Below are 19,312 nucleotides of genomic sequence, written 5' to 3'. Positions count from 1 at the left end.
CAGATGAATCCAGCCGTACAGGAACTGATTGCCGACGAACCCCACCGCGTCCTGCAACTGGGCGACACGGAGGTCGTGGTGCTGGGCACCGCCCACGTGTCCCGTGCCAGTGCCGAGAAGGTGCGCGCCCTGGTGGACACCGGCGCCTTCGATACCGTGGCCATCGAGCTGTGCGAAAGCCGCCAGCGCGCGATGCTCGACCCGGACGCGATCGGCCGCATGGACCTGTTCAGCGTGATGCGCCAGGGGCAGGCCCCGATGATCGCCGCGAGCCTCGCGCTGGGTGCCTATCAGCAGCGCCTGGCCGACCAGTACGGGATCGAGCCGGGCGCGGAGATGCGCGCGGCGATGGACGTCGCGCTGGATCGCGGCCTGCCGCTGGCACTGATCGACCGCGACCTCGGCCTGACGCTGCGCCGGACCTATCGCGCCGTGCCCTGGTGGCAACGCATGGGGCTGATCGGCGGGCTGTTCGGCTCGGTCCTGTCGCGCGAGAAGATCGACGAATCGGAGATCGAACGGCTGAAGGAAGGCGACATGCTGGAGTCCACCTTCAGCGAGTTCGCCGAACAGTCGGAGGACCTCTACCGCACGCTGATCCACGAGCGCGACCAGTACATGGCCGCCCACCTGCGGCGTCTGGCCGAGTCCGGCCAGCACCGCCGCATCCTCGCCGTGGTCGGCGCCGGACACCTGTCCGGGATCGCGACCCAGGCCGAGGACGAGCTGACCCCGCCCGATGCCATCCTCGACTCCCTCGACCAGCCGCCACCGAAGGCGCGCTGGCCGAAGATCCTGCCGTGGGTCATCGTCGGCGTGATCCTGACCGGCTTCGTGATCGGCTTCCTGCGCAATCCGGACATCGGCCTGCAGATGGTGATGGACTGGGTCATGATCAATGGCGGCCTGGCCGCCATTGGCGCGATCATCGCGCTGGCGCACCCGCTGACCGTGGTCACGGCGGCGCTGGCCGCGCCGCTGACCTCTCTGAACCCGACCATCGGCGTGGGCTTCGTCGCGGCCGCGGCCGAGCTGTTCCTGCGCAAGCCGCGCGTGGACGACTTTGCCCGCCTGCGCCAGGACACCACGACCCCGCGGGGCTGGTGGCGCAACCGGGTCTCGCGCGTACTGCTGGTCTTCATCCTGACAACGCTCGGCTCCGCAGCCGGCACCTATATCGGTGGTGCCCGCGTCTTCAGCCATCTCTTCGGCGCCTAACAAGTCCCTTGGTGTCACCACGGGAAAAAGCGCATCACAGGAAGACGGGAAGTTTGGAAGGGGGCTAATTGGGGAGCTTTCGTAGCACCCCAACGAACAACCGAGCCTCCAACGTGGGATCAGCCCCAAGCAACCATGAAACCTTCCGATCTTCCAGTCTTCCTGTAAACCGCCCTTGACCTTGTTCGTGGCGGCGTGACTACAGGCTTACTCGGGGATGCGCAGGACGAGCTTGCCGCTGCGGCCGCCGGCCTCGATGCGGCGGTGGGCCTCGGCGGCCTCCGCCAGTGGCAGGCTGTCCTCGACGTTAACCTGCAGGCGGCCACTGGCCAGGCGCGCAAGACCTTCGGCCACCAGCGTGGCCTGATGTCTCAGGCGCCGGCGGTCGCCTTCCAGCATCGGGGTCAGCATCAGCTCCAGGCTGATGCTCGGGTTGCGCAGGCGTGCCGGGTTCCAGTCGGTATCCGCCGGGGGCGCGAGCAGGGTCACCAGGTCCCCGCCATAGGCCACCTGGGTCAGCCCCTCGCGAAAGACATCGCCACCGACGGTGTCGAGCACGATGTCGAAACCACGACCGTCGGTGTAGGCCCGGATCGACGCCTCGGCATCGGGCCGGGTCAGGTCGACCACGTCGCCGCCAAGCCCGGTCACCAGGCGCCGCGCCTCCTCGCGCCGGACCAGCCCCAGGACCCGGGCCCCGGCCGCGCGCGCGATCTGCACGGCCATCTGCCCCACCCCGCCGGCGGCGGCGTGCACCAGCACGCTCTGGCCGCGCTGCAGCTCGGCCCGCTCGAACAGGGACTCCCAGGCGGTCAGCCAGGTCAGCGGGAGGGCCGCCGCCTGCAGGTCAGTCACCGCGGCCGGCACCGGAACCACGGCGGCTTCGGGCACGACCACCTGTTCCGCATAGGTGCCGGGGTCGGCCCCGACCCCGCCAAAACAGAACGCCACCCGCTGCCCGGGACGCGCATGATGCACGTCACTGCCACAGGCCTCGATCACGCCCACGCCATCGCAACCGGGCGTGTTGCGCGGCGCGCCGGGGACGATCATCCCGCCTGTGCGCACCTTGGTGTCCACCGGGTTGACGCCCGCGGCCAGCATTCGGATGCGGACCTGGTCGGCAGCCACCAGAGGCGGCTCGGGTACTTCCTCCAGGCGCAGGACATCGGGATCACCGGGTTGGTCAAACACGACTGCTCGCATGGCAACTCCAGGGTTTCGGGAAACGTGCGTGCGAGCCGGGGAACGACGCCCCGCCTCAGAGACCGATGCCGATACCGATCCCAAAGCGCACACCACCGGAGGAACGCGGCGGCTCCGGCAGCGGCCACAGGTGCACGGAGCGGGCCTCCAGCACCGGGAAGCTGTAGTCGGACTGGCCAATCTGGCCCTCCTCGACGCCGCTGACCGTACCCACCGCGGTGATCCGGCGACCGCTACTGTAGTCGACCGGATCGGCAAACCCCTCTACGCGCAGGCGGAAGCGGCCGGTGGTGGACTGCCGGGTCTGGGGCTCCTGCCGGCTGAGGGGGTAGCCGACGACCTCGATCACGGTCGCATCGGCGCGATTGTCGACCCGTGCGATCACCCCGCCCCACACCTGCTCGTCGGCCGGCAGCCGGTCCGCCGTCACCGCCCGCGGCTCGACCTGACCGGCCGAATCGGCCGGGGCCTCGAGCGGACCCGTTGCACAGGCCGCGAGCACGAACGGGAGCAGGACCCCCAGCAACGGAATCAGGACACGGGATCGTTTCATCAGTACCACGGATAGGGGTAGTAACGTCCGTACGGGCCAAACCGCGGACCCCACGGGCTGTAGAACGGATCGTAAAACGGGTCATAGAACGGGTCGCGCAGGTGGCGCTCCGCCGGCGGCGGTCGCCGCGGCCAGAGGTGCACGGCATCGGCCTGCAGCGTCACGAAGGTGTAGGCGTAGTCCCCGATGCTGCCGTCCTCTGTGCCCTGGATCGTGCCGCGTACCGTGACCTCGCGCCCTTCCTTGTAGATCTGCGGATCCAGGAAGCCGGGACTGATCACCCGGAACCGTCCCGGCGAGCGATCCGACTCCCGCGGCCGGCCTTCGCGGTCGAGCTCGCGCGCGACCACCTCCAGCCGAGTGCCCCCGGAGGTGTTCTCGATATCCGCGATCACCCCGCCCCAGACCACGGTTTCGCCACGGGCCGCCTCGGGGTCCGCCAGCACCTGCTCGCGATCCGGCGCCGCGTCGGGCAGCGGTGCCAGGTCGGCCGGGACACCGGCGCAACCCGCCAGCAGCCATAGCAGGCCGACGGCGAGCAGCCCGCGCAGGGCAATGGTGAACAGGCGTGGCTTCATGAAGGCTACGACCACCGGAACCCGCCGCGGTTCGACGCTCGCCTCATGCCTACGGCGCCCGGTCATGCGCGGGGTCGCAGAAGTCCTGCACCGCCAGCACTTCGTGCTGCGCCTCCTCGACCGCCGACAGCAGGACCTCGGGCGCCATGTGCAGGGCATCCCAGACGGCCGGGTCCACCGGCGGGGCATCGGCCCAGTCGCGCGAGTCGATTTCGGCCAGGTGGGCCCCGGTATTGGCGAGGTGAACCAGCATGACCGCGGTGCGGTTGCGCTCGGGGGCCACCATGGGCTGATGGTGACCCGTCAGGCAGTCGACCAGCAGTTCCGGCAGCCCCCAGTGCTCGGCGAGCGCACCCCCCAGTTGTGCGTGATCGAACCCCAGCTGGGCTCGCTCCGCGCCCTGCGGACTCAGGCCGTCGCCGGTATCCAGGCTGGAGAGAAAGGCCCGGTGCGCGGACTCCGGCGACTGCGAAAACAGCAGCAGCTTGCCGAGGTCGTGCAGCAGACCAGCCAGAAAGATGCCGCTGGCCTGACGCGGCAGCACCCGCATGGCCAGCTGGCGTGCGATCACGGCGCAGTAGGCGGAATGCCGCCAGAACACCTCCAGCGGCAGGCGCTCCTGGTCGGGGATGGAGGCCGTGGCGCGGGTAATCGCACTGGCCACGACCAGGCGCTGCAGGGCATCCCGGCCGAGCATGGTGATCGCCCGGTCCACCGAATCCACGGTGCGGGCCGGGGCATACGCGGGGCTGTTCGCGATCCGCAGGACGAGGGCGACCAGCCCCGGGTCCCGACCCAGGCTCGCGGCGATCTGGGTGGCCGTGGCTTTATCGTCCTCCAGCAGGCGCGCAACCTCGAACACGACCTGAGGCATGGCCAGGAGCTTGTCGGCCGACTGGACCCGGGCCTCGAGTGAATCTGCGGCGGGGTTTTCGGACATTGATCGATCCTCTTGCCCGAGGCGGGCCAGGCTGGCGCCACCTCACTTGTCCTGCGTCGGGCTGGCCCGTGGCTCGCCCGTTCGCGCATTCCTACTGTAGCCGCTGGCCACGATGATGTAACCCGGCGCACCCGAGAACCCGGCTGCGGCGGGTATGTCAAACTCGCGTTGTCACAACCACCCAGGAGGTGTTCGATGTCTGCAAGACCCGCTTTTGCCCCGCTCGCCGTGCTGCTGGCGAGCCTGCTTCCCGGGCTGGCCCTGGCCGGCATTCAGACCGAAGAGGTCACCTACGAACACGACGGCGCAGAACTGACTGGCTATCTCGCCTACCCCGAGGCCGGCGGGCCCCACCCCGCGGTGCTCGTGATCCACGAGTGGTGGGGGCACAACGACTATGCCCGCGACCGTGCCGAGCAGCTCGCCCGCGAGGGCTACGCGGCGTTTGCGCTGGACATGTATGGCAGCGGGAAACTGGCGGGCCACCCGTCCACCGCGGGCGACTTTGCTGGCGAGATCCGTGCCAATCGTGACCTGATGCTGGGCCGCTTTCAGGCCGCCTACGACTGGCTGAGGGCACATGATGCCAGTGTCGACGCGGCACCGTCTGCGGTCGGGTACTGCTTTGGCGGGACCGTGGCCCTGGAGGCGGCCCGCGCCGGGATGGACCTCACCGTCGCGGCCAGCTTCCACGGCGCACTGGGCACCGACCACCCGGCCGAGGCCGACCAGGTCACCGCAGAGCTGCTGTCATTCACCGGCACCGCGGACCCCATGATCCCGCCGGAACAGATCGCCGGGTTCCAGGAAGAGATGCAGGCCGCGGGGGTTCGCTACACCGTGGTGGAGTTCTCCGACGTCCTGCACAGCTTCACCAATCCCGGTGCCGACGCCATCGCCGAGGAGTTCAACATGCCGGTAGGCTATGACGCCCGCGCCGACCACGACTCCTGGCAGCACCTGCTGAGTGTGCTGCGCGACCGCCACTAGGAACAGGGACCAATGCCGGGGCCGCGGGCGCCACAACCGGCCCCCGCGGCCCCGCGCGCTAGTGTTGCGTCAGAATCCGCGCAGGTAGATCGCGACCGCCAGGGCCGCGATCACTGCCAGCACGCCGACAAACACCAGCCGGAACCAGCGCCGCCGCCGCAGCGGCAGCATCGTCCCGCCCGGGGTGCCAACCGCGCCGGCCTGCAGGCGGTCTTCCGGCTGGGCACTGACCGATCCGCCGCTGTCCGGGGCGGGTTCAGGCTCCGCGGCAGCCGTCGTGCTGTGCCCGGTCAGGGCATGTTCCAGGTCGCGGATGCGCCCGCGCAGGTCCTGGTTGCGCTGCTGCGCCTCTTCCAGTTCGCGTTCACGCGTGACCAGGCGCTGACTGATCTCGGCGGCCGAGTCCTGGCTCTCGGTACAACGGCGCTCGGCCTCCGCCTGGGCCTTTTCGGCGGCGGCCGCACGTTCGTTCTGCTGATTGCGCTCGCGGCGCAGGCGGTCGGCCTCGGCCCGCGCCTCTTTCAGCTCCTGCTGCACCGCCTCGCGCTGGCGTTCCATGTCCACGAGGTCGTGGTCCAGGCGCACGTTCTCGCCCTCGAGTTCGCGCAGGCGGGTGCGCAGCTGGTCGAGCTCCGCGTCGGGGGACGCGTCCGTCTCGGCCGCTGCAGCCGCCGCCTCCAGCTCGTCGACGCGGGCGCGCAGCATGACCACCTCGGCCTCGCGGTCGGCGGCCTGCTCGCCGGCGGTCGCCAGCTCCGCGGCTCGGGCCTGCGCCGCGGCCAGTTCGGTTTCGGCCGCCTGCAGCCGCTCCTGCAGCTGCTCGATCTCGCGCTCGCGCTCCTCGGTGCGCTGGAACGCGGCCGTGGACTCATCACGGGCCTCGCCCAAGGCCGTACGCAGGCGCTCCAGTTCCTTCTGTGCCTCGCGTTCGTTGGAAGACTGCTGGCGCAGCATCAGTTCCCGGCGCAGACGCTCCACTTCGTCGCGCAGCGCCTGGGATTCGGCGGAATCGGCGCCGCTGGCCACGATGGCCGGCTCCGGTTCGGGCGGGGGCGGCAGCAGCTCGGCGACGACCTCGCGCACACGGGTGGGGACAAACGGTTTCATCAGGACCGCACTGGCCCCCAGCGAACGCCATTCGTCGGTCGCGGCCTCGTCGCTCTCCTGGCCGGTCACGATGACCACCGGGAGATCGGTCGGCACATCGTCCAGCCCGTCGCGCACACGCAGCAGGAGATCCTGCCCGTCGATGCCGGGCATGGAGAGGTCCGTCAGGATCAAGCCGATGTCGGGGTATTGCTGCAACAGCTCCAGGGCCTGCTCGCCGTCGGAGGCCTCGTAGACGGTGTTCTGGCCCTGCAGGATGCGCTGCAGCGCAACCCGGATGACCTTGGAGTCATCCACCACGAGGATCGCGCTGCGTTGCGGGTCCGATATCTGATTGCTCATGCTTCCCCCTGGCGGACACCCACCCGCCTGGGCAACGGGTTGGCCATCGACCGCACGAACCATCGCGCGGATTTCATCCTTGTTCCTGCAAGACTACGGGGCCTTGCCCACGGATGCCAGAGGGGCGCGGGTCAACCGGATGGGGTTCACGCTTTTGTGACCTGCGACCGCGGGACTACACCGGCTTGGATTTCCACTTGACCGAATACAGGTCGCGGCGGCGATCACGCAGGTTGCGCACGGAACCGTGGCTGCGCAGTTCCTTCAGGTTGTCGAGGTCGAGATCGACGATCAGGGTCATCTCGGTGTTCGGGGTCGCCTCGGCCGCCACCGCATCGTGCGGGAAGGCGAAGTCAGACGGGGTGAACACCGCAGCCTGAGAATACTGCATGTCCATGTTCTCGACCTTGGGCAGGTTACCCACCGAGCCGGACATCACCACGTAGCACTCGTTCTCGATGGCCCGCGCCTGGGCACAGCGCCGCACCCGCAGGTAGGCGTTCTTGGTATCGGTCCAGTAGGGGACGAACAGGATCTGCAGTCCATGGTCCGCCATCACCCGGGGCAGTTCGGGGAACTCCACGTCGTAGCAGATCAGGATCCCGATCTTGCCGAAGTCGGTATCGAAGACATGCACCTCATCGCCGCCCTGCAGACCCCAGTAGGAGACCTCGTCCGGCGTCACATGGATCTTGTACTGGCGATCCCAGGTGCCGTCGCGGCGGCACAGGTAGGAGACATTGCGCAGCACGTCGTCGGTATATTCGGGCATTGAGCCCGCCACGATGTTGATGTTGTAGGCCAGCGCCAGGCGCACCATCTCCTCGCGCACCGCATCGGTGTACTCGGCGAGACGGCGCACGGCCTCGGCCGGGTAGTCCTGGTTGAACGCCCCCATCAGCGGGCCGTTGAAGAACTCCGGAAACAGCACGCAATCGGAGCGGTAGCCGGAAACGGCGTCCACGAAGTACTCGACCTGCTGGAACAGGGCGTCCAGGTCCACGGTCGGGCGCATCTGCCACTGAACCACGCCGATGCGTACGTCCGAGCGGCTGCCACCAATCAGCTTTTCCTTCTCCTCGTAGTAGATGTTGAGCCACTCGATCAGGGTGGCGTAGGCCCCGGACTTCTCGTCGTCCGGCAGGTAGTTGGTGATGATCTTGCGGACGTGGAAGTCGTTGGCGAGCTGGAAGGTCAGGATCGGATCGGTGATCTCGTGATTCTTCACCCGACGCACGTACTGCTGCGGGGTCAGCTCGTCGCGGTACTGTTCGTAGCCGGGGATGCGCCCGCCGGCGACGATCGCCCGCAGGTTCAGCTTCTCGCACAGCTCCTTGCGGGCGTCGTACAGGCGCCGCCCCAGACGCAGGCCGCGGTAGTCCGGGTGCACGAAGACGTCCACGCCGTACAGGGTGTCGCCATCCGGGTCGTGCGTGGTCAGGAAGCCGTTGCCGGTGATCTGCCAGTAGTTGTGCTGGTCGCCAAAGCGCTTGTACTCGACGATCAGGCTGATGGCCGCGGCCACTACCTTGCCGTTGTCCTCGATGCAGATCTGGCCCTCGGGGAAGCGCATCACCTGCGAGCGGAACTGCGCCTCGCTCCAGGCGCCGTCCAGGTCGTGATAGACCCGCTCCATAATCTCGCGGATATCCTCGTAGTCCTCAATCCGTGTCGGGCGCAGGGTCAGATGGTGCTGGGGATTCGCGTCGTTGTCCGCGTCGGTCGTCACGGTCAGGGCTCCGGGGGTTGAGAGGGAAACGCAGGATGCACGGTGCGCTGGCCTGGATCAAAAGACCCAGGCCAGCAGCAGCCAGAAAAAGACGAAGAACAGGAAGAATCCAGGGATCATGAACTGCAGCTCCCCGAGCAGACCCTCGCCGGCGGCCAGCGCGAACACGATGGACACCAGCACCGACACGATGAGCGCGACCAGGGCCGCGTTCTTCAGCCCCATGCCATCGTCGAAGGTGACCGCCACCCAGTCGGACAGCCCCGGCAGGGAGACTGCGGCGGCCAGCACCAGGAGCGCGACCAGCAGGGCCACTAGCGCCGAGGTGCCGAGCAGGACCCGCAGCGCCAGGCGGCTGTCGCGGTGGTCCGCGTCACTCATGCCACGGCCTCGCGACGCGCGCGTACATACTCGCGCACGCGGTTCGGATCGGGGATGCCGGCAACCCTGAATTCCGGGTTGTCGCCGGTGGTGTACACCGCAATACGGCCGACCCGGAAGATGCGATCGAAGAAGCTCTGGTCCACCTTCACCGTGCGGATCTGGGCGATATCCAGATCCACATGCGATTTCGACAGCAGGCCGCGTTCCAGATGCACCTGGTCGGCATCGATACGCAGACGCATCGAGCGCGTCTGCAGGTACCACCAGAGCAGGATGAGGATGCCCAGGCCGAAGGCCGGGATCAGCAGCAGGCTCAGGAGGAAGCCAAACGGGTGATTGCGGAACATCGCCGGTCGGGCATCGATCGCGGGTTCACGGGCGGACATGCACGAGCTCCGGTTGCGGGCGGACCTGAACAGTTTGGCGCGGCCACCCAGACAAAGCGAGCCCCGCACCTGGGATTCCCTGATGCGGGGCTCGCAGTTCGCCGGGCCCACGCGCTCGCACGGGTCGGCCCGGAGACGGGACCGGGGGTTACGCGGTCCGGGCCTCGCGCTCGGCGCGGGCTTCCGCCTTGGCCTCGTCGCTGTCGTCGTAGCCGATGTTCGGCGCGAGCCAGCGCTCAGCCTCCTCGAACGACATGCCCTTGCGCTTCGCGTAGTCCTCGACCTGGTCGCGGTTGACCTTGCCGAGACCGAAGTAGCGCGACTCGGGATGCGCGAAGTACCAACCGGACACGGCCGAGACCGGCAGCATCGCGTAGCTCTCGGTGAGCGTCATGTCCGCGTGCTCTTCGGGCTGCAGAAGCTCCCAGAGCGTGCCCTTCTCGGTGTGCTCGGGGCAGGCCGGGTAGCCCGGGGCCGGACGAATGCCCTGGTACTTCTCATCGATCAGGTCCTCGTTCGGCAGCGCCTCGTCCGGGACATAGCCCCAGTAGTGCTTGCGTACGTACTGGTGCATGCACTCGGCAAAGGCCTCGGCCAGACGGTCCGCCAGGCTCTTCACGAGGATCGCGTGGTAGTCGTCGTTGGCCTTCTCGTATTCCTCGGCCTTGGCGTCGACGTCGCCCCCGGCGCTGACCGCAAACGCACCCAGGTAGTCCGGACCGCCGGCCTCCTTCGGCATCAGGAAGTCGGCCAGCGAGTGGCTCGGCTGCCCGCGGCGCTTCTCGGTCTGCTGACGCAGGTGGTGCAGCTTCTTCAGCACCTTGGAGCGGCTCTCGTCGGTGTAGACCTCGATGTCGTCATCATTGACGGTGTTCGCCGGGAAGAAGCCGACCACGCCGCGGCAGGTAACCCACTTCTCCTCGATCATGCGATCGAGCATCTCCTGGGCATCCTTGAACAGCTTGCGCGCCTCTTCGCCCACGACCTCGTCCTCGAGGATGCGCGGGTAGGCCGCGTGCAGCTGCCAGGAGTGGAAGAACGGCGTCCAGTCGATGAAGTTCCGGACCTCGTTCAGGTCGAAGTCATCGAAGCGCAGCAGCACGGAGCCGTCGCCATGCGGGTGCAGCACGGTCGGCTCGCCCGGCAGCTTGTCGGTCTCCAGCGCCTTCGGCCGGGTCGGGGTATAGCTCGACCAGTCGATCTGCGGCTTGTTGGACCGCGCCTTCTCCAGGGTGACCCACTGGGTCTTCTTCTTGCGTCCGGCGTTCTGCACGCGCAGCTTTTCGTACTCCTCGCGGATCTCGGCGGCGTACTTCTCGCGCAGTTCGGGGCTGATCAGGCTCTGGGCCACGCCCACCGCACGCGAGGCGTCCTTCACCCAGACCACCGGGCCGGAGTAGTTCGGCTCGATCTTGACGGCGGTGTGGGCGCGCGAGGTGGTCGCGCCCCCGATCATCAGCGGCGTGGTCATGCCTTCGCGCTCGAGATCGGCGGCGAAGTTGGCCATCTCCTCCAGCGACGGGGTGATCAGGCCGGACAGCCCGATGACGTCGACGTCATGCTCCTTGGCGGCCTTCAAGATGTCCGCGCCCGGCACCATCACCCCGATGTCGATCACCTCGAAGTTGTTGCACTGCAGCACGACGCCGACGATGTTCTTGCCGATGTCGTGGACGTCGCCCTTCACCGTGGCCATCAGGATCTTGCCGTTGTTCTCGGTGCCGGTCTTCTCGGCCTCGATGTACGGGATCAGGTGGGCCACGGCCTTCTTCATCACGCGGGCGGACTTGACCACCTGCGGCAGGAACATCTTGCCCTCGCCGAACAGGTCGCCGACCACGTTCATGCCGTCCATCAGCGGACCCTCGATCACCTGGATCGGGCGGTCGTACTGCTGACGCGCCTCTTCGGTGTCCTCGACCACATAGGTGTCGATGCCCTTGACCAGCGAGTGCTCGAGGCGCTTGGTGACGTCCCATTCGCGCCACTCGAGGTTTTCTTCCTTCTTGCCGCCGCCCTGGCCCTTGTACTCCTCGGACAGGTCAAGCAGCCGCTCCGTCGCGTCATCGCGACGGTTCAGGACCACGTCCTCGACCGCTTCCTTCAGCTTCTCGTCGATGTCGTCGTAGACCGCCAGCTGGCCGGCGTTCACGATCCCCATGTCCATGCCCGCCTTGATGGCGTGGTACAGGAACACCGCGTGGATCGCCTCGCGCACCGGCTCGTTACCGCGGAAGGAGAACGACACGTTGGACACGCCGCCGGAGACCAGCGCGTGCGGCAGGTCGTTCTTGATGCGGCGGGTGGCCTCGATGAAGTCCACGCCGTAGTTGTTGTGTTCCTCGATACCGGTCGCGACCGCGAAGATGTTCGGGTCGAAGATGATGTCCTCGGCCGGGAAGCCGACCTTCTCGGTCAGCAGCTTGTAGGCACGGGTGCAGATCTCGACACGGCGGTCCTCGTTGTCGGCCTGGCCGTCCTCGTCGAAGGCCATGACCACGATCGCGGCGCCGTAGCGGCGACACAGTTCGGCCTGCTTGATGAAGTTCTCCTCGCCCTCCTTCATGGAGATCGAGTTGACCACCGGCTTGCCCTGCACGCACTTCAGGCCGGCCTCGATGATCTCGAACTTGGAGGAGTCGATCATCACCGGCACACGGGCGATGTCCGGCTCGCCGGCCAGCAGGTTGAGGAAGCGGACCATCGCGTCCTGCGACTCCAGCATGCCCTCGTCCATGTTGACGTCGATGATCTGGGCGCCGCCCTCGACCTGGTTGAGCGCGACTTCCAGCGCGACGTCGTATTCCTCGTTCTGGATCAGACGCAGGAACTTGCGCGAGCCGGTCACGTTGGTGCGCTCGCCGACGTTCACGAACAGCGAGTCGCCGGTGATGTTGCACGGCTCGAGGCCCGACAGGCGGCAGGCCGGGGCAATCTCCGGCACCTTGCGCGGGGCGTGCTTCTCGACCGCCTCGCGCATCGCGCGGATGTGCTCCGGCAGCGTGCCGCAGCAGCCGCCGATGATGTTCAGCATGCCCTGCTCGGCCCAGGGGCCGACGTCCTCGGCCATCTGCTCCGGGGATTCGTCGTAGTCACCGAACTCGTTCGGCAGACCGGCGTTCGGGTGCGCAGAGACGTGGGTGTCGGCGATGCGCGACAGCTCTTCCACGTACTGGCGCATCTCTTTCGCGCCCAGCGCGCAGTTCAGGCCGATGGAGACCGGGTTCGCGTGACGCACCGAGTTCCAGAAGGCCTCGGTGGTCTGGCCGGACAGGGTACGGCCGGAGGCGTCGGTGATGGTGCCGGAGATCATGATCGGGAGTTCCTTCCCGAGCTCGTCTTCCAGCGTCTTCACCGCAAAGATCGCCGCCTTGGCGTTCAGGGTATCGAAGACCGTCTCGATCAGCAGGATATCCACCCCGCCCTCGACCAGGGCCTCGGCGGCCTCCTTGTAGGACTCGACCAGGGTGTCGAAATCGACATTACGCGCACCCGGGTCGTTCACGTCCGGCGAGATCGACGCGGTGCGGTTGGTCGGGCCAAGGATGCCGGCGACGTAACGCGGCTTGTCCGGGGTCTTCTCGGTCCAGGCGTCGGCGGCCTTGCGCGCGAGCTTCGCGGATTCGCGGTTCAACTCGGGGACCAGGTCCTCCATGTGGTAGTCCGCCATCGCGATGCGGGTACCGTTGAAAGTGTTGGCCTCGATGATGTCGGCACCGGCCTCGAGATAGTCGTTGTGGATCTGCTCGATGATGTCCGGGCGGGTCAGCGACAGCAGGTCGTTGTTGCCCTTCAGGTCGGACTCCCAGTCCTTGAAGCGCTCGCCGCGATAGTCGGCCTCCTCAAGCTTGTACAGCTGGATGGTGGTCCCCATACCGCCGTCCAGGATCAGGATGCGCTCTTTCAGCGCCTTCTCGATGTCGTTTCGCGTTGCCGTCATGTGCGGTACACCATTGTGTTGAATGGATTCATGGTCATCGCCAGGCATCCGGGCCCGGCGGGGAACCCGCCTCCAGGGCGCGTTCCGGATTGTGCTGTACGGGCGCGGACACCCGGTTTGCGGAGCGCGCGAGCCGTGTCACGATAGCGGCATGCAGGAACACCCGCTCCGCTGGTTCATCACCGCCCCGCAGGCCTGTCCTTATCTGGACGACCGCGAGATGCAGAGCCTGCTGGTCGATCCCGCGGTCAGCCTCGGCGGGCACCGCTACGGCCAGCTCCTGGGCGAGGGCTTTCGCCGCAGCGGGCAGTATGTCTACCGACATCATTGCCCGAACTGCACCGCCTGCGTACCCGTCCGCATCCCGGTTCGGGTCTTTCGGCCGAACCGCAGCCAGCGCCGCTGCCTGACACTCAATCACGACGTCACGGTCACGTTGACCCGACCACCGGACCAGGCCGGGCCCGGTCCGGCCGCGGATCTCGACGAGCACATGCCGCTGTTCTCGCGCTACCTGTCCAGTCGCCACGCAGGCGGCGGCATGGAACAGATGGGGCGCGAGGATTACGCGGGGATGCTTTCCCACCGCAACGGCCCGGTCGACCTGATCGAGTTCCGTCACACCGACCGGCTCATAGCGGTGGCGATCACCGACCGCACGCCGCAGGGGCTGTCGGCGATGTACAGCTTCTTCGACCCGGACCAGCCCCGCCGCGGCCTGGGCACCCTCGCGGTCCTGACCCAGATCGCGCATGCGCGCCGTCTGGGCCTGCCCTATGTCTACCTCGGCTACTGGATCGACCAGGCGCCGAAGATGGAGTACAAGACCCGGTTCCAGCCCCTCGAGGGGCGCGTGGACGGGGCCTGGGAACGGCTGGCGGCCAGCCGGTAACCGCCGCCAGCCGCTTCCCCGACCGGCCTATTCAGCCGGCTTGCGGAAGCGGAAGATGCCCCAGGTCAGATATCCGGAGTTGCCGCCGTCGACCCAGTGCTGCAGACCCTGCTTCATGCGGTCGATGTAGTCCTGGGAGATGTAGCCACGCAGCTCTTCTTCGCGCGACTCCAGCTCCTGCTTCACGCGGCCGTAATGCGTCGCGATCTGGTTGGAGTGCTCCTCGAAGGAAACCTCGTAGAGCCCCGCTTCCTTGGCCGCCTCGCGATACAGCGAGGGGCTGGCCAGCGAGTCGAGGTGGATGCGGGCCAGGATCGGATCGAGCACGCCATCCGGGCAGTTGTCGGTCTGCATCGGATCGGTAAAGATCAGCCAGCCACCCGGCTTCAGCACGCGCGCGGCCTCCTTGATCACTTCCTTCTTCTTGTCGTTCTGGCTGTGCAGGAACGAGTCCTCGGACCAGACGACATCGTAGGAGGCATCCGGCTCGTCGACTTTCTCGAAGGAGCCGTCGACCACGGTGATCTTGTGATCGAGATGACGCGCCTTGTTGATCTCGCGATCCCGCTCGTTCTCCCTCTCGGAGAGGTTGAGCGCGGTCACGTCACAGCCGTAGTTCTCGACCAGGTAGCGGGCCACGCCGCCGTACCCGGCGCCCATGTCGAGCACGCGCCATTCCGGCTGCGGCTCGCCGAGCAGGTCGGACATGTGCGCGACGGTGCGCCGGCTGGCGTCACCGATCGGCTCGCCCTGGTACTCGTACATGCCGATGTGCAGGTCTTCGCCACCCCACACCAGCTTGTAGAAGGTATCGGCGTCTTCGCTGTTGTAGTAGTCGCGCGCCGTCTCGACGACGTCGGAATACTGGTTGCTCATCGGTTCTCGTCCTCGATGTAACGCTTGTCGGCGACGTGAATAAAGAAGTCCGGATCCGTCTCGCGATAGGTCTCCTGGAAGTCACCGTAGGTCTCGATCTTCTGGAAGCCGACCTCGCGCATCAGGCGACGCACATAGGCCTTGCGCAGCGGGAACATGTTCAGAAAGTACTCGGAGCCATCCGGGAAGCGGTACTGGAAGCGGGCCAGACCCTCATCCACATGCGCCGGCTGCACCTGAACGTCGTCGCCGCAGTAGTAGTACGTATGCTTGGACGAGTAGCCGTGGTCCATAATGGTGTCGTAGTTGCGCTGGTCGAGGATCAGCACACCATCGTGGTTCAGGGCGGAGTAGAACTCGGCCAGGGCCTTGCGGCGGTCGTGTTCGTTGAACAGGTGGGTAAAGGAGTTACCCAGGCAGACCACCGCGTCGTAGCGGCCGTAGATGTCGCGGTTCAGCATGCGCCAGTCGGCCTGCACGGTGCGCAGGATGTGACCCCGCTTGCGACCGTTCTCGAACGCCTTGGCCAACATCTCCGGGCTGCCGTCGGCCGTGACCACGTCGAAGCCCGCCTCGCGCAGCTGCACGGAATGGAAGCCGGTACCGGCCGCCACATCCAGCACTCGCTTGGCACCGCGCTTCTTCAGTTCTTCGATGAAGAAGGTGCCTTCGCTCTTGGCGCGGTTGTCCCAGTCGATCAGGTCATCCCACTTGTCGACGAAACCGGTGGTGTACTCGTTGCGATAGTTCTCGGTATCGCGACGCTCGGTCGGCTTCTCGCCGAAATCCTGATCGTTCTTGATGTTCGCGGACATGCTGATTCCTCTTGGCTTTTTGCTGCTGTCGTAAGCGTGAACGGACGGCCCGGGGCCGATCCGTCGGCACAACACCGCGCAAACGCAGAGAACCGCGACCCCCGCATATCCCGGCGGTCTCGCCATTCGCCCGATCCGCCCAGGCCAGGCCTGGTGTTCGGGAAGCAATGCAACGGGCGCGTTGTAATAGCGCCCGGCACCGGCATGGCCGGTTCATCCTGTACATCCGGAGGGTCATTCGTTACCCGGATGCCGAGCCGTGGTCTGGCGGGCCCATCCCGCCTGGCTCGGGGATCGTTTACGGCGCCTCGCGCTGCGTCTGAACGCGGGCGTTGTGTCCGAAATCGTTTCTATACCCTGAAGGTTTTGCGCAAAAATTACAAGCTGAGGCCAGGTGCGCCGGCCCGGGCTCGGGCCGGGCCACCGGCCACGAACGTTCGATATAATGATCGTTTTGACGCGATTTCGAGGCCCCGCATGACCCCCAGCCGACCCCTTCAGCGCGCCCTTTTGTCGGTCTCCGAGAAGACCGGTGTCGTGGAGCTTGCCCGCGCCCTGCACGAACACGGCGTGGAACTCCTTTCCACCGGCGGGACCGCCCGCCTGCTGGCCGAAAACAACCTTCCGGTTATCGAGGTTTCCGCGCACACGGGCTTCCCCGAGATCATGGATGGAAGGGTCAAAACCCTGCATCCGCGCATCCATGGGGGGCTTCTGGGGCGGCGCGACATCGACGCCGACGTGATGGCCGAGCAGGACATCCCGCCGATCGACCTGCTGGTGGTGAACCTCTACCCGTTCGAGGCCACGGTCGCGCGCCCGGGCTGCAGCCTGGAGGAGGCCATCGAGAACATCGACATCGGCGGACCGGCTATGCTGCGCGCCGCGGCCAAGAACTACCGGGACGTGGCCGTGGCCACCAGCCCGGACCAGTACAGCGAGCTGCTGGCCGCGATCGGCGAGGCCGGCGAGGTGCCGCAGTCCCTGCGCTTTCGTCTGGCGGTCGCGGCGTTCGACCACGTGGCGCGCTACGACGCCGCCATCAGCAATTACCTGTCGGCGCTCACCGAGGATGGCGAGGCCGAGCCGTTCCCCGGCCAGCTGAACGCGACCTTCCAGCGTGTCGAGTCCCTGCGCTACGGCGAGAACCCGCACCAGCGCGCGGCGTTCTATCGCGACCCGCAACCGGCACCGGGGAGTCTGGCCAGCTATCGCCAGCACCAGGGCAAGGCCCTGTCCTACAACAACCTGGCGGATGCCGACGCCGCCTGGGAATGCGTGCGCCAGTTCGAGCAGAACGCCTGCGTGATCGTGAAACACGCCAATCCCTGTGGCGTGGCTGCGGCCCCAACCCAGCTGATGGCCTACGAACGCGCCTTTCAGACCGACCCCACCTCGGCCTTCGGCGGCATCATCGCCTTCAACCGGCCGCTGGACGGCGACACCGCACACGCGATCGTCAGCCGCCAGTTCGTGGAGGTCGTGATCGCCCCGGAGATCACGGCGGGGGCGCTGCGCGCCCTGGCCGCCAAGAAGAACGTGCGCGTACTGGAGATCCCGCCCGCGGGAAGCGCGCCGGGCCTCGACTACAAGCGCATCGGCGGGGGGCTGCTGGTGCAGGATGCCGACCGCGGCTCGCTGGCCGATGTCGAGCTGAAGACGGTCACCGCACGCGCGCCTTCGGAACAGGAACTCAAGGACCTCCGCTTCGCCTGGCAGGTGGCGAAGTACGTGAAATCAAACGCGATCGTCTATGCGCGTGACGAACAGACCATCGGGGTGGGTGCGGGCCAGATGAGCCGCGTGTACTCCGCGCGCATCGCCGGCATCAAGGCGGCCGACGAGGGCCTGCAGGTGGCCGGCTCGGTCATGGCCTCGGATGCCTTCTTCCCGTTCCGGGACGGCATCGATGCGGCCGCCGAGGCCGGCATCACCGCCGTGATCCAGCCCGGCGGCTCGATGCGCGACGACGAGGTGATCACCGCCGCCGACGAACACGGAATCGCCATGCTGTTCACCGGCATGCGCCACTTCCGCCATTGATTCGGGACCCATCATGAACGTACTCGTTATCGGCAACGGCGGACGCGAACACGCCCTGGCCTGGAAGCTCGCCCAGTCCCCGCGTGTCCAGCGCGTGCTGGTCGCCCCCGGCAATGCCGGCACCGCGCGTACCGCGAAGTGCGAAAACGTCGAGATCGGCGTCACCGACATCGACGGCCTGCTGGCCCTGGCCCAACGCGAGGACGTCGCGTTCACCGTGGTCGGCCCGGAGGCGCCGCTGGTCGCCGGCGTGGTAGACGCCTTCCGCACCGCCGGACGGCGCTGCTTCGGCCCGACGGCGAAGGCCGCACAGCTCGAGGGCTCCAAGAGCTTCGCGAAGGACTTCATGCAGCGCCACGGCATCCCCACCGCCGCCTACGGCAGCTTCGAGGACGAGGCCGCCGCGCTGGATTTCATCAAGGCCCACGGGGCCCCGATCGTGGTCAAGGCCGACGGCCTGGCCGCGGGCAAGGGCGTGATCCTGGCTCAGACCGAAGACGAGGCCTGCGCCGCGGTGCGCGACATGCTGGCCGGCAATGCCTTTGGCGAGGCCGGGCATCGCGTGGTGATCGAGGAGTTCCTGCGCGGCGAGGAGGCGAGCTTCATCTGCATGGTAGACGGCGAGCATGTCTTGCCGCTGGCCTCCTCGCAGGACCACAAGGCCCGCGATGACGGCGACCAGGGCCCGAACACCGGCGGCATGGGCGCCTACTCGCCGGCCCCGGTGGTCACGGATGCGCTGCATGCGCGCATCCTGCGCGAGGTCATCGAGCCGACCGTGCGCGGCATGGCCGCCGACGGCGAACGCTACACCGGCTTCCTGTATGCCGGCGTGATGATCGACGCCGAGGGCAACCCGAAGGTGCTGGAGTTCAACTGTCGCTTCGGCGATCCGGAGACCCAGCCGATCCTGAGCCGCCTGGAGTCGGACCTGACCGAGCTGGTCGAGGCCGCGCTGGACGACCGCCTGGACCAGATCGAGGCCCGCTGGGATGCGCGCGTGGCCCTGGGCGTGGTACTGGCCGCCGGCGGCTACCCGGGCGCCTATCGCAAGGGCGACGTGATCACCGGCCTCGAGACGGTGGAGCGTGACCCCCAGGCGCATGTCTTCCATGCCGGTACCGCGACCCGCGAAGACGGCGCGGTGGTGACCGCGGGCGGCCGCGTGCTGTGTGTTGTGGGCCTCGGCCGCGACGTGAAATCGGCGCAAAAAAAGGCCTACGAGGCCGTGCAACAGATTCACTTCGACGATATATACTGCAGGTCAGATATCGGCTATCGCGCCGTCGCCCGCGAGGGGTAAACCCTCGGCG

16 protein-coding genes are annotated in these 19,312 nt (G+C 67.2%); 5 read left to right on the top strand and 11 right to left on the bottom strand.

Annotation, left to right across the window (positions count from 1 at the left end):
• Nucleotides 1-3 precede the first annotated feature (3 nt).
• A complete protein-coding gene (locus D000_RS0111345) occupies nt 4-1,218 on the top strand; it encodes a TraB/GumN family protein (RefSeq protein ID WP_018873644.1) in 1,215 nt (404 codons plus the stop codon).
• A 207-nt stretch (nt 1,219-1,425) separates the two neighbouring features.
• Here D000_RS0111345 and D000_RS0111340 read toward each other — a convergent pair whose 3' ends face one another.
• The 4 genes from D000_RS0111340 to D000_RS0111325 are packed head-to-tail and all read right to left on the bottom strand — an operon-like array spanning nt 1,426 to nt 4,495.
• Nucleotides 1,426-2,424, bottom strand: coding sequence for a zinc-binding dehydrogenase (locus D000_RS0111340; protein ID WP_018873643.1), 999 nt, complete (start codon nt 2,422-2,424; stop codon nt 1,426-1,428).
• A gap of 55 nt (nt 2,425-2,479) precedes the next feature.
• Nucleotides 2,480-2,977 (bottom strand): Slp family lipoprotein, encoded by a 498-nt coding sequence (locus tag D000_RS0111335; RefSeq protein WP_051074977.1) that lies wholly within the window; start codon nt 2,975-2,977, stop codon nt 2,480-2,482.
• On the bottom strand, nt 2,977-3,555 hold the full coding sequence (locus tag D000_RS0111330) for a Slp family lipoprotein (protein ID WP_051074979.1): 579 nt from the start codon (nt 3,553-3,555) through the stop codon (nt 2,977-2,979). Before D000_RS0111330 ends, D000_RS0111335 begins: the two co-directional genes overlap by 1 nt.
• 49 nt (nt 3,556-3,604) lie before the next feature.
• Nucleotides 3,605-4,495 carry an HDOD domain-containing protein gene (locus tag D000_RS0111325; protein WP_018873640.1) on the bottom strand — a complete coding sequence of 297 codons (891 nt, stop codon included), beginning with the start codon at nt 4,493-4,495 and terminating at the stop codon, nt 3,605-3,607.
• 195 nt (nt 4,496-4,690) lie between these two features.
• Between D000_RS0111325 and D000_RS0111320 the strand changes: the two genes are divergently transcribed.
• Nucleotides 4,691-5,485 (top strand): dienelactone hydrolase family protein, encoded by a 795-nt coding sequence (locus tag D000_RS0111320; protein ID WP_018873639.1) that lies wholly within the window; start codon nt 4,691-4,693, stop codon nt 5,483-5,485.
• A gap of 69 nt (nt 5,486-5,554) precedes the next feature.
• On the opposite strand, the gene D000_RS0111315 is transcribed toward D000_RS0111320, so the two are convergent.
• The 5 genes from D000_RS0111315 to metH form a co-directional block, all read right to left on the bottom strand.
• Entirely contained in the window at nt 5,555-6,934 is a 1,380-nt protein-coding gene (locus D000_RS0111315; protein ID WP_018873638.1) for a response regulator, read from the bottom strand.
• Nucleotides 6,935-7,109: 175 nt separating this feature from the next.
• Nucleotides 7,110-8,663, bottom strand: a complete 1,554-nt coding sequence (locus D000_RS0111310; protein ID WP_018873637.1) for a bifunctional GNAT family N-acetyltransferase/carbon-nitrogen hydrolase family protein — start codon at nt 8,661-8,663, stop codon at nt 7,110-7,112.
• A gap of 57 nt (nt 8,664-8,720) precedes the next feature.
• Nucleotides 8,721-9,044: a hypothetical protein gene (locus D000_RS0111305; protein WP_018873636.1), complete on the bottom strand. Its 324-nt coding sequence runs from the start codon at nt 9,042-9,044 to the stop codon at nt 8,721-8,723.
• On the bottom strand, nt 9,041-9,433 hold the full coding sequence (locus D000_RS0111300) for a PH domain-containing protein (RefSeq protein WP_018873635.1): 393 nt from the start codon (nt 9,431-9,433) through the stop codon (nt 9,041-9,043). Before D000_RS0111300 ends, D000_RS0111305 begins: the two co-directional genes overlap by 4 nt.
• 148 nt (nt 9,434-9,581) lie before the next feature.
• On the bottom strand, nt 9,582-13,373 hold the full coding sequence (gene metH / locus D000_RS0111295; protein WP_018873634.1) for a methionine synthase: 3,792 nt from the start codon (nt 13,371-13,373) through the stop codon (nt 9,582-9,584).
• A gap of 151 nt (nt 13,374-13,524) precedes the next feature.
• Here metH and D000_RS0111290 point away from each other — a divergent pair, with 151 nt between their 5' ends.
• On the top strand, nt 13,525-14,265 hold the full coding sequence (locus D000_RS0111290; RefSeq protein ID WP_018873633.1) for an arginyltransferase: 741 nt from the start codon (nt 13,525-13,527) through the stop codon (nt 14,263-14,265).
• A 27-nt stretch (nt 14,266-14,292) separates the two neighbouring features.
• Here D000_RS0111290 and D000_RS0111285 read toward each other — a convergent pair whose 3' ends face one another.
• Together D000_RS0111285 and D000_RS0111280 are read right to left on the bottom strand one after the other, a co-directional pair.
• Nucleotides 14,293-15,141, bottom strand: a complete 849-nt coding sequence (locus tag D000_RS0111285) for a methyltransferase domain-containing protein (RefSeq protein ID WP_018873632.1) — start codon at nt 15,139-15,141, stop codon at nt 14,293-14,295.
• Complete coding sequence (locus D000_RS0111280; protein WP_018873631.1) at nt 15,138-15,956, bottom strand: class I SAM-dependent methyltransferase; 819 nt, start codon at nt 15,954-15,956, stop codon at nt 15,138-15,140. Before D000_RS0111280 ends, D000_RS0111285 begins: the two co-directional genes overlap by 4 nt.
• 477 nt (nt 15,957-16,433) lie before the next feature.
• On the opposite strand from D000_RS0111280, the gene purH reads away from it, so the two are divergent.
• Nucleotides 16,434-17,999 carry a bifunctional phosphoribosylaminoimidazolecarboxamide formyltransferase/IMP cyclohydrolase gene (purH, locus tag D000_RS0111275; protein WP_018873630.1) on the top strand — a complete coding sequence of 522 codons (1,566 nt, stop codon included), beginning with the start codon at nt 16,434-16,436 and terminating at the stop codon, nt 17,997-17,999.
• 13 nt (nt 18,000-18,012) lie between these two features.
• A complete protein-coding gene (purD, locus tag D000_RS0111270; protein ID WP_018873629.1) occupies nt 18,013-19,302 on the top strand; it encodes a phosphoribosylamine--glycine ligase in 1,290 nt (429 codons plus the stop codon).
• Nucleotides 19,303-19,312: the final 10 nt, after the last annotated feature.

Origin of the sequence: Thioalkalivibrio sp. ALJ16 (assembly GCF_000377345.1) — a bacterium.
GTDB lineage: Bacteria > Pseudomonadota > Gammaproteobacteria > Ectothiorhodospirales > Ectothiorhodospiraceae > Thioalkalivibrio.
Note: the sequence above shows the minus strand (reverse complement) of the source record. Positions and strands in the feature narration are given on the sequence as shown.